This window comes from Streptomyces sp. NBC_01241 (assembly GCF_041435435.1).
Lineage (GTDB): Bacteria > Actinomycetota > Actinomycetes > Streptomycetales > Streptomycetaceae > Streptomyces.
The window spans coordinates 5,876,522-5,890,812 of the sequence record NZ_CP108494.1 but is presented as its reverse complement, the minus strand read 5'-3'; the positions used below and the strand labels follow the sequence as shown (position 1 = coordinate 5,890,812).

General features: G+C 70.7%; 12 protein-coding genes. All 12 read right to left on the bottom strand.

Annotated features, from left to right (window positions below; translation table 11 throughout):
* Positions 1 to 175: 175 nt before the first annotated feature.
* Complete coding sequence (locus tag OG306_RS26525) at positions 176 to 817, bottom strand: protein-tyrosine-phosphatase (protein WP_266748588.1); 642 nt, start codon at positions 815 to 817, stop codon at positions 176 to 178.
* Positions 814 to 1,461, bottom strand: coding sequence for an L-threonylcarbamoyladenylate synthase (locus tag OG306_RS26520; protein ID WP_266748587.1), 648 nt, complete (start codon positions 1,459 to 1,461; stop codon positions 814 to 816). The genes OG306_RS26525 and OG306_RS26520 overlap by 4 nt, the downstream gene beginning before the upstream one ends.
* A 64-nt stretch (positions 1,462 to 1,525) precedes the next feature.
* Positions 1,526 to 2,371 carry a peptide chain release factor N(5)-glutamine methyltransferase gene (prmC, locus tag OG306_RS26515; RefSeq protein WP_266748585.1) on the bottom strand — a complete coding sequence of 282 codons (846 nt, stop codon included), beginning with the start codon at positions 2,369 to 2,371 and terminating at the stop codon, positions 1,526 to 1,528.
* A 40-nt stretch (positions 2,372 to 2,411) separates the two neighbouring features.
* Positions 2,412 to 3,488 (bottom strand): peptide chain release factor 1, encoded by a 1,077-nt coding sequence (gene prfA / locus OG306_RS26510; RefSeq protein WP_266748584.1) that lies wholly within the window; start codon positions 3,486 to 3,488, stop codon positions 2,412 to 2,414.
* Between the two features lie 154 nt (positions 3,489 to 3,642).
* Positions 3,643 to 3,867 carry a 50S ribosomal protein L31 gene (gene rpmE, locus OG306_RS26505; protein WP_037689259.1) on the bottom strand — a complete coding sequence of 75 codons (225 nt, stop codon included), beginning with the start codon at positions 3,865 to 3,867 and terminating at the stop codon, positions 3,643 to 3,645.
* A 187-nt stretch (positions 3,868 to 4,054) separates the two neighbouring features.
* Positions 4,055 to 5,158, bottom strand: a complete 1,104-nt coding sequence (locus tag OG306_RS26500; RefSeq protein WP_266748581.1) for an LCP family protein — start codon at positions 5,156 to 5,158, stop codon at positions 4,055 to 4,057.
* 418 nt (positions 5,159 to 5,576) lie between these two features.
* A complete protein-coding gene (rho, locus tag OG306_RS26495) occupies positions 5,577 to 7,601 on the bottom strand; it encodes a transcription termination factor Rho (protein WP_266748579.1) in 2,025 nt (674 codons plus the stop codon).
* Positions 7,602 to 7,988: 387 nt separating this feature from the next.
* Entirely contained in the window at positions 7,989 to 8,906 is a 918-nt protein-coding gene (gene thrB / locus OG306_RS26490) for a homoserine kinase (protein WP_266748578.1), read from the bottom strand.
* Between the two features lie 400 nt (positions 8,907 to 9,306).
* Entirely contained in the window at positions 9,307 to 10,377 is a 1,071-nt protein-coding gene (gene thrC / locus OG306_RS26485) for a threonine synthase (RefSeq protein WP_371665671.1), read from the bottom strand.
* 6 nt (positions 10,378 to 10,383) lie between these two features.
* Complete coding sequence (locus OG306_RS26480) at positions 10,384 to 11,733, bottom strand: homoserine dehydrogenase (RefSeq protein ID WP_266905412.1); 1,350 nt, start codon at positions 11,731 to 11,733, stop codon at positions 10,384 to 10,386.
* A 126-nt stretch (positions 11,734 to 11,859) separates the two neighbouring features.
* Positions 11,860 to 13,251 carry a diaminopimelate decarboxylase gene (gene lysA / locus OG306_RS26475; RefSeq protein ID WP_327258760.1) on the bottom strand — a complete coding sequence of 464 codons (1,392 nt, stop codon included), beginning with the start codon at positions 13,249 to 13,251 and terminating at the stop codon, positions 11,860 to 11,862.
* Between the two features lie 26 nt (positions 13,252 to 13,277).
* Positions 13,278 to 14,273, bottom strand: coding sequence for an ArgS-related anticodon-binding protein NrtL (gene nrtL / locus OG306_RS26470; RefSeq protein ID WP_266905416.1), 996 nt, complete (start codon positions 14,271 to 14,273; stop codon positions 13,278 to 13,280).
* Positions 14,274 to 14,291: the final 18 nt, after the last annotated feature.

Genomic DNA, 14,291 nt, shown 5'->3' with positions numbered 1-14,291 from the left:
CCGCGTCCTCAGTGGCTGGCCGTGATGCCCGTCAGGGCCGTGACGACCGGGTCGAGGGCCTGGTCGAACACCATTCCCGACGCGCCCCTCGCACCACTCGGCCCCAGGGGGCCTCCCGGGCTTCGGCCCGCTGCGCCGGCCTCCGGCCGCCGGGACGGGCGGCAGGACCGCGTCCTCAGTGGCTGGCCGTGATGCCCGTCAGGGCCGTCACGACCGGGTCGAGGGCCTGATTGATCTCGTCGCCGATGGACCGGAAGAACGTGATCGGGGCGCCGTACGGGTCGTACACCTCGTCGGCCTCGGCGGTGGGGGCCAGCAGCCAGCCGCGCAGCGCGGCCGCGGCGCGGACCAGTGCGCGGGCGCGCTCGACGACGCCCTCGTCGCGCGGGTCGGGCAGCGTGGCGGGGTCTATGGCCCGGACCAGCCGGGTGAATTCCTTGAGGGTGAAGGTCCGCAGGCCGGCCGAGTGACCCATCGAGATGACCTGGGCCCGGTGGTCGCGGGTGGCGGTGAGCACCAGGTCGGCGCGGATCACGTGCTCGTCGAGGAGTTCCCGGCCGACGAAGCCGGTGGTGTCGGCGCCGAAGTCGGCGAGGACGGTCTCGGCGTTGGCCTCCATGGGGGCGCCTTCATGACCCCAGGTGCCCGCGCTCTCCACGATCAGTCCGCCCTGCCGCGGATCGCCGAGGCGGTCCACCAGGGCGTGCCGGGTCAGCCGCTCGGTGATCGGTGAGCGGCAGACGTTGCCGGTGCTGACGTGGAGGATGCGGAAAGTGTCGGTCCGCCCCGCTATGCCACGCCCCTCGGGGGCGGTCAATTGGCCACCTCGAGGTCGGGTACCACCTTGCGGAGTTCCTCGACGGAGAGCGCGCCCGCGCGCAGCAGTACGGGGACCTTGCCGGTCACGTCGACGATCGACGACGGCACGATGCCGGGCGTCGGGCCGCCGTCGAGGTAGACGGAGACGGAGTCGCCGAGCATCTCCTGGGCGGCGTCGCAGTCCTCGGGGGCCGGGTGGCCGGTGAGGTTGGCGCTGGAGACGGCCATCGGGCCGACCTCGGTGAGCAGTTCGATGGCGACCGGGTGCAGCGGCATCCGGATGGCGACGGTGCCACGGGTGTCCCCGAGGTCCCACTGGAGCGACGGCTGGTGCTTGGCGACGAGCGTGAGGGCACCGGGCCAGAAGGCGTCGACGAGTTCCCAGGCCTGCTCGGAGAAGTCGGTGACCAGCCCGTGCAGGGTGTTCGGGGAGCCGATCAGGACGGGGGTCGGCATGTTGCGGCCGCGGCCCTTGGCGTCCAGCAGGTCGGCGACGCCCTCGGAACTGAAGGCGTCCGCACCGAGCCCGTACACGGTGTCGGTGGGCAGCACGACCAGTTCGCCGCGGCGGACGGCCGACGCGGCCTCACGCAGACCCGTCGTACGGTCGGTCGCGTCGTTGCAGTCGTATCGCCGTGCCATCAGCCGGCCTCCTCAAGCGTGTACGGGTAGGGCGGGTACGGGTCGTGCGGGCGGTGGCCGCCGGTCACGGCATGGCCTTGCGGGCCGTGGCGAACCGCGGCCGGTTGTTCAGGTCGGGGTGGTCGGCCGCGTCGGCCCAGCCACGCTCCTCGGTGAAGATCCACGGCACCTGGCCGCCCTGGGTGTCGGCGTGCTCGATGACGACGAGGCCGCCGGGGCGCAGCAGGCGGTGCGCGGTCCGTTCGATGCCGCGGATGGTGTCGAGGCCGTCCTCGCCGGAGAAGAGGGCCATCTCCGGGTCGTGGTCGCGGGCCTCGGGTGCCACGTACTCCCATTCGGTGAGCGGGATGTACGGCGGGTTGGAGATGACCAGGTCGACCTGGCCGTCGAGCTCGGGGAGGGCGGTGAGCGCGTCTCCCCGGTGGACGGTGACCCTGGACCCCTCGGCGTTCTTCCTGGTCCACTTGAGGGCGTCCTCGGACAGCTCCACGGCGTGCACTCGGGAGCGCGGCACCTCCTGGGCCATGGCCAGGGCGATGGCGCCCGAGCCGCTGCACAGGTCGACGACGACCGGTTCGACGACGTCCATCGCGCGTACGGCGTCTATCGCCCAGCCGACGACCGATTCGGTCTCCGGGCGGGGGACGAAGACGCCGGGGCCTACCTGGAGTTCCAGGTAGCGGAAGAAGGCGCGTCCGGTGATGTGCTGGAGCGGTTCGCGGGCCTCGCGGCGGGCGATGGCCTCCCAGTAGCGGGCGTCGAAGTCCGCGTCCGGCACATGGTGCAGTTCGCCCCGCTTCACGCCGTGCACGAACGCGGCGAGTTCCTCCGCGTCGAATCGCGGGGAGGGCACACCGGCGTCGGCCAGCCGCTGAGTGGCCTGGGCCACCTCGGCGAGCAGCAGGTTCATCGCGGTTCTCCGTACGGGTTACGGGCGGGGCGGGCTTTGCTTATGCGGCAGCGAGCTTGGCGGCGGAGTCGGCGTCGACGCAGGCCTGGATCACCGCGTCCAGGTCGCCGTCGAGCACCTGATCCAAGTTGTACGCCTTGAAACCGACACGGTGGTCCGAGATCCGGTTTTCCGGGAAGTTGTATGTACGGATCTTCTCGGATCGGTCGACCGTACGCACCTGACTGCGTCGTACGTCCGAGGCTTCCCGCTCCGCGGCCTCCTGGGCGGCGGCGAGCAGGCGCGACCGCAGGATGCGCATGGCCTGCTCCTTGTTCTGGAGCTGGCTCTTCTCGTTCTGGCAGGAGGCGACGACGCCGGTCGGCAGGTGGGTGATGCGGACCGCCGAGTCCGTCGTGTTGACGGACTGGCCGCCGGGGCCCGAGGAGCGGTAGACGTCGATACGGAGATCGTTGGCATGGATCTCGACGTCGACCTCCTCGGCCTCGGGCGTGACGAGCACGCCGGCGGCGGAGGTGTGGATGCGACCCTGGGACTCGGTGGACGGCACCCGCTGCACGCGGTGCACCCCGCCCTCGTACTTCATCCGGGCCCACACGCCCTGGCCGGGCTCGGTGGCACCGTTGCCGCCCTTGGTCTTCACGGCGACCTGGACGTCCTTGTAGCCGCCGAGCTCGGACTCGGTGGAGTCGATGATCTCGGTCTTCCAGCCGACGCGCTCGGCGTAGCGCAGATACATCCGCAGCAGGTCGCCGGCGAACAGGGCGGACTCGTCGCCGCCCGCGCCCGCCTTGATCTCCAGGAGCACGTCCTTGTCGTCGCTCGGGTCGCGCGGGACCAGGAGGAGGCGGAGCTTCTCGGTGAGCTCTTCGCGCTGCTTCTCCAGGTCCTTGACCTCGGCGGCGAAGTCGGGGTCGTCGGCGGCCAGCTCGCGGGCCGTCTCGATGTCGTCCCCGGTCTGCTTCCAGGAGCGGTACGTGGCGACGATCGGGGTCAGCTCGGCGTAGCGCTTGTTGAGCTTGCGCGCGTTGGCCTGGTCGGCGTGGACGGACGGGTCCGCGAGCTTCTTCTCAAGATCGGTCTGTTCACCGATCAGTTCCTCGACCGCCTCGAACATCTTCGGGCTCCTGGTTTCTTCATTCGAACGTGCCTGCTGGACGGCGTGCTGCTGTCCGGGCCGGGATGGGGGACGGCCCCGTACCCCGGGCCGGAAAAAGCGCCGGTCTCGACGCCCCCGGGAAGAGGGCACCGAGAACCGGCGCAGTGGCTCGCTACTTGCTGGCGGAGCCGGCAGCCTTGCCGAAGCGGGCCTCGAAGCGGGCCACGCGGCCACCGGTGTCGAGGATCTTCTGCTTGCCCGTGTAGAACGGGTGGCACTCGGAGCAGACGTCGGCGCGGATGTTGCCGCCGCCGATGGTGCTCCGGGTCGTGAACGACGCGCCACAGGTGCAGCTGACCTGCGTCTCGACGTACTCGGGGTGGATGTCGCGCTTCAAGGGTTTCTCCTAGATTCGGGAGGGCACCGGGTCGTACGCGCGGATTGCGCGTCCGTGAACCGGGGCCGACGTACCAGTCTGCCAGGACCGGCCGTATCTCCCAAAACCGGGGGCGGGCCGCACGTATTCCCGGTCCGCGTTCCCGGTGCGCATTCCGGCCCGCGTTCCCGGCCTGCCCGGCCCCCGGTCACTGGACGATGCGGCCCGCGGCGCCCTTGTCGCCCGCCGACTTCTCGGTGGCGGAGGCGGGAATCGCCTTGTCCTGCTTGAGCGCCGTCCAGACCTGCTGGGCGGACTCTGCCAGCGGTACGACGCGGTTCGGGTCGGCCGGGTCGTACTGGACGGGCAGCGTGACCATGTGGACGTTCTTCGAGCCGAGCCCCTTGAGGCCGTTCGCGAAGTCGGCGAGCCGCTTGACCGAATCCAGGTCGGAGTCGGTGGTGATGGCCTTGGTCGCCGTGTCCGCGAGGTCGAAGAGCGTCTTCGGGTTCGCGTACACGCCGACGCTCCTGGCCTGCTCCATCAGCGCCTTGATGAACGCCTGCTGGAGCTGGATGCGGCCGAGGTCGCTGCCGTCACCGACGCTCTTGCGGGTGCGGACGAGGCCCAGCGACTGCTCGCCGTCGAGGGTGTGGGTGCCGGGCTCCAGATTCAGATGGCTCTTGGTGTCGTGGATCGCCTCGGTGGTGGTGATCTTCACGCCGCCCAGCTCGTCGATGAGCTTCTTGAAGCCGGTGAAGTCGACTTCGAGGTAGTGGTCCATGCGGATGCCGGACATCGACTCGACGGTCTTGACCGCACAGGCCGGTCCGCCGACCTCGTACGCCGTGTTGAACATGGCACGCTGCCGGCCCGTGACGGTCTTGCCCGTGGTGTCGCTGGTGCAGTCGGGGCGGGTGATCAGGGTGTCGCGCGGGATGGAGACGACGGAGGCCGTCTTGTGGCCCTTGTTGAGGTGGACGACCATCGCGGTGTCGGAGCGGGCCGTGCCCTCGTCGGCACCGTACGCGGAGTTCGCCCCGGAGCGGGAGTCCGAGCCGAGCACGAGGATGTCCTCGGAACCGTTGTCGACGTTGACGGGGCGGTTCTTGCCGAGCGCCGCGTTGATGTCGACGGCCTTGAGATTGCCGTTGAGCTTGAAGTAGGCGTATCCGAGCCCACCGCCGCCGACGATCACGGCACCGGCCAGGGTCCAGGCACCGATCACCGTCGCCCTGCGGCGACGGGAAGGCTTCTTCCGGCGTTTGCCGGTGGGGCGTATTCGGCCACCGCTCCCGCTCTGCTCGGTCATCCGTCTCCTTCGGTCGTCAGCTGTTCCCGGACCGGCCCTCCCCTGCAACGGTGTTCGGGCACTGGCTCCTCGGCTTTTTCACTGGCTTGGGCGACTTGTCGGTACTTCGTACGACGCTGCGGCCCGAAGAAGGGTTGCACAGCGGCCTGTCACGTCCGAGTGAGGACGACATGGGGACAAAGGGGGTGTACGCGATGGATGAACGGCCGGTGATCCGGCGCTCACCTGCGGTTTCTTGCCCGTTACAGCCAATGCTGCGGCACCCGGCACGGCGGTCGACATGTGGCGAAGGTCTCGGATCGACCGAAAGGGCCGGATCGGCCGTGTCACACCCGCGCGCCCGGACGGCACAGGGCCGCCCCCGTCACCGAAGTGGCGGGGGCGGCCCTGTGTGGAATCAGCCGATCCGGTACGGCGGTCAGTCGTTGCCGTTGCCCGGAGAAGGCGTCGTCTTCTGGATCTGGAGCAGGAACTCCGCGTTGGACTGGGTCTTCTTCATCCGGTCCAGGAGGAGCTCGATCGCCTGCTGCTGGTCGAGCGCGTGCAGCACCCGGCGCAGCTTCCAGACAATCGCCAACTCGTCGCTGCCGAGCAGGATTTCTTCCTTACGGGTGCTGGACGCGTCGACGTCCACCGCCGGGAAGATGCGCTTGTCCGAGAGCTTCCGGTCGAGCTTGAGCTCCATGTTGCCGGTGCCCTTGAACTCCTCGAAGATCACCTCGTCCATGCGCGAGCCGGTCTCGACGAGCGCGGTGGCCAGGATGGTCAGCGAACCGCCGTCCTCGATGTTGCGCGCGGCACCGAAGAAGCGCTTCGGCGGGTAGAGCGCGGTCGAGTCGACACCACCGGACAGGATGCGGCCGGAGGCGGGGGCCGCGAGGTTGTACGCGCGGCCGAGGCGGGTGATGGAGTCCAGCAGGACGACCACGTCGTGACCCAGTTCGACGAGACGCTTGGCGCGCTCGATGGCCAGCTCGGCGACGGTGGTGTGGTCCTCGGCGGGGCGGTCGAAGGTCGAGGAGATGACCTCGCCCTTCACCGACCGCTGCATGTCGGTGACCTCTTCCGGACGCTCGTCGACCAGGACGACCATCAGGTGGCACTCGGGGCTGTTGACCGTGATCGCGTTGGCGATCGCCTGCAGGATCATGGTCTTGCCGGTCTTCGGCGGGGCCACGATCAGGCCTCGCTGGCCCTTGCCGATCGGGGCGACCAGGTCGATGATCCGCGTCGTCAGGACGTTGGAGTCGGTCTCCAGACGGAGCCGGTCCTGCGGGTAGAGCGGGGTCAGCTTCTGGAACTCCGGGCGGCCGCGGCCGGTTTCGGGCGCCATGCCGTTGACGGAGTCGAGGCGGACCAGCGCGTTGAACTTCTCGCGGCGCTCGCCGTCCTTGGGCTGGCGTACCGCACCCGTGACGTGGTCACCCTTGCGCAGGCCGTTCTTGCGGACCTGGGCGAGCGAGACGTACACGTCGTTCGGGCCCGGCAGGTAGCCGGAGGTCCGGATGAACGCGTAGTTGTCGAGGATGTCCAGGATGCCCGCGACGGGGATCAGGACGTCGTCGTCGGAGACGGGGACCTCGCTGGCGAAGTCCTCCCGGCCACGGCGGCCACGGCGGTCGCGGTAGCGGCCCCGGCGACCGCGACGGCCGCCGGCCTCGTCGTCGTAGCCGTCGTCCTGGGGGCCGCCGCCGCCCTGCTGGCCCTGGCGCTGCTGGCGCTGGCCGCTCTGCTGGCCCTGGCCGCCGCCCTGCTCCTCGCCCTTGCCGCGGCGGTCACGCTGTCGGTCGCGACGCTCCCCGCGCTCGCCACGCTCCTGGCGGTCGCCCCGGTCGCCGCGCTGACCGCGGTCCTGACGGTCGCCCCGGCGGCCCTCGGCCGTGTCGGCGGCAGACTCGGCCTTGGCGTCGGTGCGGTCGTCGCCCTTCGGCTCGTCCTGCGTCTGCGCCTTGGCCTCGGCGGCCGGCTTGCTCTCCGCCTTGGTCTCCGGGCTGCCCGCCTGAGCGGTGGCACGACGCCGACGACGCTCGCCCGTGGGCTGGTCGTCGCTGGCCGGCTGACCGGGAATGTCGATCTGCTGCTGGGCAGCCTTCTCCGCAGGCGCGGCAGCCGCGGACTCGTCCCCGGCGCGCGCCTTGGAGGTGGCACGGCGCTTCGGCTTGGTCTCGGCTTCCGCGGCGGGCGCGGCGGCCTTGGGCGCGGCGGTGTTACCTGCCTGCGCCTCCTTGATGACCTCGATCAGCTGGCCCTTGCGCATCCGCGCAGTGCCCTTGATGCCGAGGCCGGACGCGACCTGCTGCAGCTCGGCCAGGACCATGCCGTCAAGGCCGGTGCCGGAGCGGCGGCGCCGTGCGGTGGTGCCAGTGGCAGCACCTTCGGCGGGCGCGGCGCTGTCGACGGTCTTGTCGGCAGTCACGCCCATCAGATCGGTGGTGTCGCTCACGAAGGGTCCTTCCCTGGAGCGGACGTCGGCCTTCTGGCTCGGCGACCGGTTGTGCTGTCCGACTGCGGTCTGTTTCTTGCGGACCGGGCCGGGGCGGTGGTCCGCCGCGGGTACGGCGGAGAGATGAAAGTGTGCAAGGGTCCGGCGCGAGCATCCCCCTGCTCGGCCCACTCCTGGACAAGCGAGGGGTGTCGTGCCGGTTCCGGAGCGTGCACGAAACTGCTCAGGCAGGCTGCTCAGGCAGTTGGGGAGGCTCCCGGAAGAATTGGTGGTCCCGGAAAGGGACACGAAGCAACGCGCCACATAGACGTCGGCTGCTGACTTGAGGTTAACACTACCGGCTCCGACAAACATTCCCCCTCTCACTTACCGGCAATCACTTCTCGGCTACGGGGCGAGCGGCAGCACACTCGCGCCCGCGGCGTCGAGAGCGAGCCGATTGGCCGCCCAGCCCTCGCCCGCCAGCCGTGCGACCTTGTCGGCCGCACCGTCCTCGGCCAGTGCGAGCACGGTCGGCCCGGCACCGGAGATGACTGCGGGTACGCCGTCGGCGCGCAGTCGGTTCACGAGCTCCACGCTCTGCGGCATCGCCGGGGCGCGGTACTCCTGGTGCAGCCGGTCCTCCGTAGCGGTGAGCAGCAGTTCGGGGCGGCTGGTCAGGGCCTCGACGAGGAGTGCGGCGCGGCCGGCGTTGAAGGCCGCGTCGACGTGCGGGACCGAGCGCGGCAGCAGTCCGCGGGCGGTCTCGGTCAGGACCGGCGTACTGGGGACGAAAACCACCGGAACGATGGAATCTGCGGGGTCCATTCTGATCGCACGGGCGGATCCGCCGTCCATCCAGGCAAGGGTGAAACCGCCGAGCAGGCAGGCCGCGACGTTGTCGGGGTGGCCCTCGATCTCGGTGGCGAGCTCCAGCAGCGCGGCGTCGTCGAGCCGGGCATCACCGCCGGACGTCACGGCGCGGGCGGCGACGATGCCGGCGCAGATGGCGGCGGAGGACGAGCCGAGGCCGCGCCCGTGCGGGATGCGGTTGGCGCAGACGATCTCCAGGCCGCGGGGTTGTCCGCCGAGCAGGTCGAAGGCGGTGCGCAGGGAACGTACGAGAAGGTGGCTCTCGTCGCGGGGCAGCGTGTCCGCACCCTCACCCGCGATGTCGATGTGCAGTCCGGAGTCGGCTACGCGGACGACGACGTCGTCGTACAGCCCCAACGAGAGGCCGAAGGCGTCGAAACCCGGGCCCAGGTTGGCGCTGGTCGCAGGGACGCGCACCCGGACGGCGGCGGCTCGGAAAGCGGGACCGGCCATCGGTTGGACGACTCTCCTTGTGAGGCGGCGGGGGTGGTGAAGCGTTTTCTCGACGGTGCGGGACGTCGTGACGGCGGGGAGTGGGATTCCGGGGAACCGACGGCCACAACGATCCATGCGCCGCAGCAGATGCGGCGGGGTGGATTGATTACAGCTTATCGAAGGAAGGTTCTGTCGCGACATAGGGCGCACAGGAGGCGCACGATGCGTGTCGCCCGCCTCCTATGCGCTCTCCGCCCCGAAAAGGGACGGTTGAGCTGGGTTCCTGCCGGCGGACGACCGGGCTTCCCGCGACAGTGCGCGGGGCGTCGGGGGCGTGGCGCCGGAGTCGTACGGGCAAGCGGTGGCGCCGCCCGCGTCTTCCGTCCCACGCCCCTGCCCGGAACGGGGGTCCCCGTGGTTACGCGAGGCCCAGCTTCTGAGCGGCGGTGGCCGCGTCGACGGGGACCGTGACCGGCTGCGGGGCGCCCGCGACGGCCCAGTCGGGGTCCTTGAGGCCGTTGCCGGTCACCGTGCAGACGATCTTCTGGCCCGGGTCGACCTTGCCCTGCTCGGCGGCCTTCAGCAGACCGGCGACGGACGCGGCCGACGCGGGCTCCACGAAGACGCCCTCCTGGGAGGCCAGTAGCCGGTAGGCGGACAGGATCTGACGGTCCGTCACCTCATCGATGAATCCGCCCGATTCGTCCCGCGCGTCCAACGCGTACTGCCAGGAGGCCGGGTTGCCGATCCGGATCGCGGTGGCGACGGTCGACGGATCCTTGACGATCTCGCCGCGGACGATGGGCGCGGAGCCGGAGGCCTGGAAGCCCCACATGCGCGGGGTGTGCGTGGACATGCTGTCCGCCGCGTACTCCTTGTAGCCCTTCCAGTACGCGGTGATGTTGCCCGCGTTGCCGACCGGGAGGACGTGGATGTCGGGGGCGTCACCGAGCGCGTCGACGATCTCGAACGCGGCGGTCTTCTGGCCCTCGATACGGACCGGGTTGACCGAATTGACCAGCGCCACCGGGTAGTTGTCCGACAGCGAGCGGGCCAGCGTCAGGCAGTCGTCGAAGTTGCCGTCGACCTGGAGGATCCTGGCGCCGTGCACGAGCGCCTGGCCCATCTTGCCGAGCGCGATCTTGCCCTGCGGCACGAGGACGGCGCAGACCATGCCGGCCCGTACCGCGTACGCGGCGGCGGAGGCGGAGGTGTTGCCGGTGGAGGCGCAGATGACGGCCTGCGCGCCCTCCTCCTTGGCCCGGGTGATGGCCATCGTCATACCGCGGTCCTTGAAGGACCCGGTGGGGTTGGCGCCCTCGACCTTGAGGTGGACCTCGCAGCCCGTGCGCTCGGAGAGGACCTGAGCGGGGACGAGCGGCGTACCGCCCTCACGGAGCGTGACGACAGGCGTCGCGCTCGTGACCGGAAGGCGGTCCCGGTACTCCTCGATGATGCCGCGCCACTGGTGGGTGCCCTTGCTGGTCATGGGTCCTTACTCCCCTTCAACACGCATGATGCTGGCGACACCGCGCACGGTGTCGAGCTTGCGCAGCGCCTCGACGGTCGCCGAGAGGGCGGCGTCGGCCGCGCGGTGGGTGACGACGACGAGAGAGGCCTCGCCGCCCTCCCGTCGCCCGCCGCCACCCTCGGCGGAGGCGACCGCGTCGCCGCTGATTACATTTCTACCCTGCTGACGGACGGTATCGATCGATACGCCCTGTTCGGCGAAGACCGTCGCGACCTGGGCGAGTACGCCAGGCTTGTCGGCCACGTCGAGGCTGATGTGGTACCGCGTGACGACGTCGCCCATGGGGCTGACCGGCAGGCGCGTGTACGCGGACTCGCCGGGGCCGGTGGCCTCGTTGAGCTTGTTGCGGCAGACCGCGACCAGGTCGCCGAGGACCGCGGACGCGGTCGGCGAACCGCCGGCACCGGGGCCGTAGAACATGAGCTGCCCGGCCGCCTCGGCCTCGACGAAGACCGCGTTGTACGCCTCGCGGACGGAGGCCAGCGGGTGGCTCAGCGGGATCATCGCGGGGTGCACCCGAGCGGTGACGGACTGCCCGTCGGCGGCGCGCTCGCAGATGGCGAGGAGCTTGACGGTGCAGCCCATGCGGCGGGCGGAGGCGATGTCGGCGGCGGTGACCTCGGTGATGCCCTCGCGGTGCACGTCACCGATCCTGACCCGGGTGTGGAAGGCGATGCCGGCGAGGATCGCCGCCTTCGCGGCGGCGTCGAAGCCCTCGACGTCGGCGGTCGGGTCGGCCTCCGCGTAGCCGAGGGCGGTGGCCTCGTCGAGCGCCTCGGAATATCCGGCTCCGCTCGTGTCCATCCGGTCGAGGATGAAGTTGGTGGTGCCGTTCACGATGCCGAGGACCCGGTTGACCTTGTCACCGGCGAGGGACTCGCGCAGCGGCCGTACGAGCGGGATGGCACCGGCCACGGCGGCCTCGTAGTAGAGGTCCCGGCCGTGCTGCTCGGCGACGGCGTGCAGCGCTGCGCCGTCCTCGGCCAGCAGCGCCTTGTTCGCGGAGACGACGCTCGCACCGTGCTCGAAGGCGGTCGTGATGAGGGTACGGGCGGGCTCGATGCCCCCGATGACCTCGATGGCGACGTCGATGTCGCCCCGTTTGACCAGGGCTGTCGCATCGGTGGTGATCAGCGCCGGATCAATGCCTTCCCGCACCTTGGAGGGCCTGCGCACGGCGACACCGGCGAGCTCGACCGGAGCGCCGATGCGCGCGGCGAGGTCGTCGGCGTGCGTCGTCATGATGCGCGCCACCTCTGAGCCGACCACTCCACAGCCCAGCAGCGCCACCTTCAGCGGACGCGTACGCATCATCCGACCTCGTTTCCTCTACCTCTTGATGTGTGGTCCAGTCTCACTCACCGGACGGGCGTTCCTGCCACCCGTCCGGATCCTGAGACATCTATGGGTGTCCGGGGGCATATCCCGGGAAAAACGACATCAGCCGACGTCCAGACGCAGGAGATCTTCCTCCGTCTCGCGCCGGACGATCACGCGCGCCTCCCCGTCGCGCACGGCGACGACGGGCGGGCGCAGGGCGTGGTTGTAGTTGCTCGCCATGGAGCGGCAGTACGCGCCGGTGGCGGGCACGGCGATCAGATCGCCGGGCGCCAGGTCGGACGGCAGGAACGCGTCCTTGACCACGATGTCGCCGCTCTCGCAGTGCTTGCCGACGACCCGGACGAGCATCGGCTCGGCGTCGGAGGTCCGCGAGGCGAGCGCGACGCTGTACTCGGCGTCGTACAGCGCCGTGCGGATGTTGTCCGACATCCCGCCGTCGACGCTGACGTACGTACGCAGCCCCTCCAGGGGCTTGATGGTGCCGACCTCGTACAGCGTGAAGGCGGTGGGGCCGACGATGGCGCGCCCCGGCTCGACGGAGATCCGGGGGGTGGCGAGGCCGGCCGCCTCGCACTCGCGGGTGACGATGTCGCCGAGCGCCTTGGCGATCTCGTGCGGCTCGCGCGGGTCGTCCTCGGAGGTGTAGGCGATGCCGAGACCGCCGCCGAGGTCGATCTCGGGCAGCTCGACGCCGTGCTCGTCGCGCACCTCGGCGAGCAGCTGCACCACGCGCCGGGCGGAGACCTCGAAGCCGGCCATGTCGAAGATCTGCGAGCCGATGTGCGAGTGGATGCCGATGAGTTCCAGGCCGTCGAGGGTGAGGGCCCGGCGCACGGCCTCGGCGGCCTGTCCGCCGGCCAGCGCGATCCCGAACTTCTGGTCCTCGTGGGCGGTGGCGATGAACTCGTGGGTGTGCGCCTCGACGCCGACGGTCACCCGGATCTGTACGCGCTGTCGCTTGCCGAGCCGCTGCGCGATGTGCGCGACCCGGGCGATCTCCTGGAAGGAGTCGAGCACGATCCGCCCGACGCCGACGGTGACCGCCCGTTCGATCTCCCCGACGGTCTTGTTGTTGCCGTGGAAGGCGATGCGCTCGGCGGGCATTCCGGCGTCCAGCGCGCAGGTCAGCTCGCCACCGGAGCAGACGTCGAGGTTGAGTCCCTCCTCCTTGAGCCAGCGCACGACGGCGCGCGACAGGAACGCCTTTCCGGCGTAGAACACATCGGCGTCCCGCCCGAAGGCGTCGGCCCAGGCCCGGCAGCGGGCCCGGAAGTCGCTCTCGTCGAGGAAGTAGGCGGGGGTGCCGAACTCCTCGGCCAGCCGCGTCACTTCGATCCCGCCGACGGTGACGGCACCGTTCTCGTCGCGGGTGACGGTACGGGCCCAGACCTTCGCGTCCAGGGCGTTGAGGTCGGCGGGCGGGGCGGTGTAGTGCCCTTCCGTCATGACGTCGGCGTGACGGGGCCCGGCGGGGTGTGCGGATCGGCTCATCGTGTTGCTCTGCTCTCTCGGGTCTCTCAGAGGACTTCTGGTGCGCTGATGCCGAGCAGGGACAGGCCGCCTGCCAGCACCGTCCCGGCGGCTTCGGCGAGGGCGAGCCGGGACCGGTGGGCGGCCGAGGGTTTCTCGTCACCGACAGGGAGCGGCGAAGCGCTGTCGTGGAAGTCGAAGAAGGCCTGCGCGACCGCTTCCAGCTGCCGGGCGAGCCGGTCGGGCTCACGGTGGCGGGCGGCGGCGGCGAGCACCCCGGGATGATCGGCGAGGAACGTCCCGAGGGCGGGCGCCTCCACGCTCTCCTCGTACCCGGCACGGAACCCGAGCTGCTCGGCATTCCGGCTCAGGGCACGGGTCCGGGCGTACGCGTACCGCACCCGGAACAGCGGGTTGCTCTCCCCCTGTACGAGGAGCTCGTCGCTGCCCGTGCACCGGGCGCGGTCGTGCGGCGCGGCCCGCAGCAGCGCCCAGCGCGCGGCGTCGCTCCCGAGCCGCTCGAAGAGATCGCGGTCGGCGGCGGGCAAGGGCACCACGTGCAGCGCTTCCCCGTCGGCCGTCCGCTCCCCGACCTCGGCCCCCTGGGCCCGGAGCAGCCGCTCGACGGTCTCGGTGACGACCCGGGCGCGCAGTTCGTCGACGAGTGCGAACGACGCGGTCACGCCGAGGAGGCCGTCCCCGTGGCCGTAGCGCGTACCGCCTGCTTCGACGGCCCGGACCGCCATGTCGACGGGGTCGGGGCCTCGGAGGGTGAAGTTCAGGAACCCCGGCCCGGTGACTTCGACGCCACCGATTCCCGGCGCCCCCTGGACCCGTACCCGAAGGATCTCGGCCACTTCCCGGGCCGGCAGCGCGGCGGGCCCGGCCAGCTGGAGGGCGACGGCGCAGGCGTACTCCCCACGCCCGCCGGGCCGGGTCCGCTCCACCCGCACGCGCGCGGGCACCGGCGCGCGCAAGGCGTCCTCGTCGACCGCGCGGCGCACGGCGTGCAGCACGGTCCTGGAGAGATCGGCGGGGGTCACAGGACAAGCGTATGGGAG

What these genes read in the sequence shown, in the direction of transcription:
- OG306_RS26520 (WP_266748587.1), bottom strand. Translation starts at nt 1,461, where the DNA reads ATGGCACGGCGATACGACTGCAACGACGCGACCGACCGTACGACGGGT.
- prmC (WP_266748585.1), bottom strand. Translation starts at nt 2,371, where the DNA reads ATGAACCTGCTGCTCGCCGAGGTGGCCCAGGCCACTCAGCGGCTGGCC.
- prfA (WP_266748584.1), bottom strand. Translation starts at nt 3,488, where the DNA reads ATGTTCGAGGCGGTCGAGGAACTGATCGGTGAACAGACCGATCTTGAG.
- OG306_RS26500 (WP_266748581.1), bottom strand. Translation starts at nt 5,158, where the DNA reads ATGACCGAGCAGAGCGGGAGCGGTGGCCGAATACGCCCCACCGGCAAA.
- thrB (WP_266748578.1), bottom strand. Translation starts at nt 8,906, where the DNA reads ATGGCCGGTCCCGCTTTCCGAGCCGCCGCCGTCCGGGTGCGCGTCCCT.
- thrC (WP_371665671.1), bottom strand. Translation starts at nt 10,377, where the DNA reads ATGACCAGCAAGGGCACCCACCAGTGGCGCGGCATCATCGAGGAGTAC.
- OG306_RS26480 (WP_266905412.1), bottom strand. Translation starts at nt 11,733, where the DNA reads ATGATGCGTACGCGTCCGCTGAAGGTGGCGCTGCTGGGCTGTGGAGTG.
- lysA (WP_327258760.1), bottom strand. Translation starts at nt 13,251, where the DNA reads ATGAGCCGATCCGCACACCCCGCCGGGCCCCGTCACGCCGACGTCATG.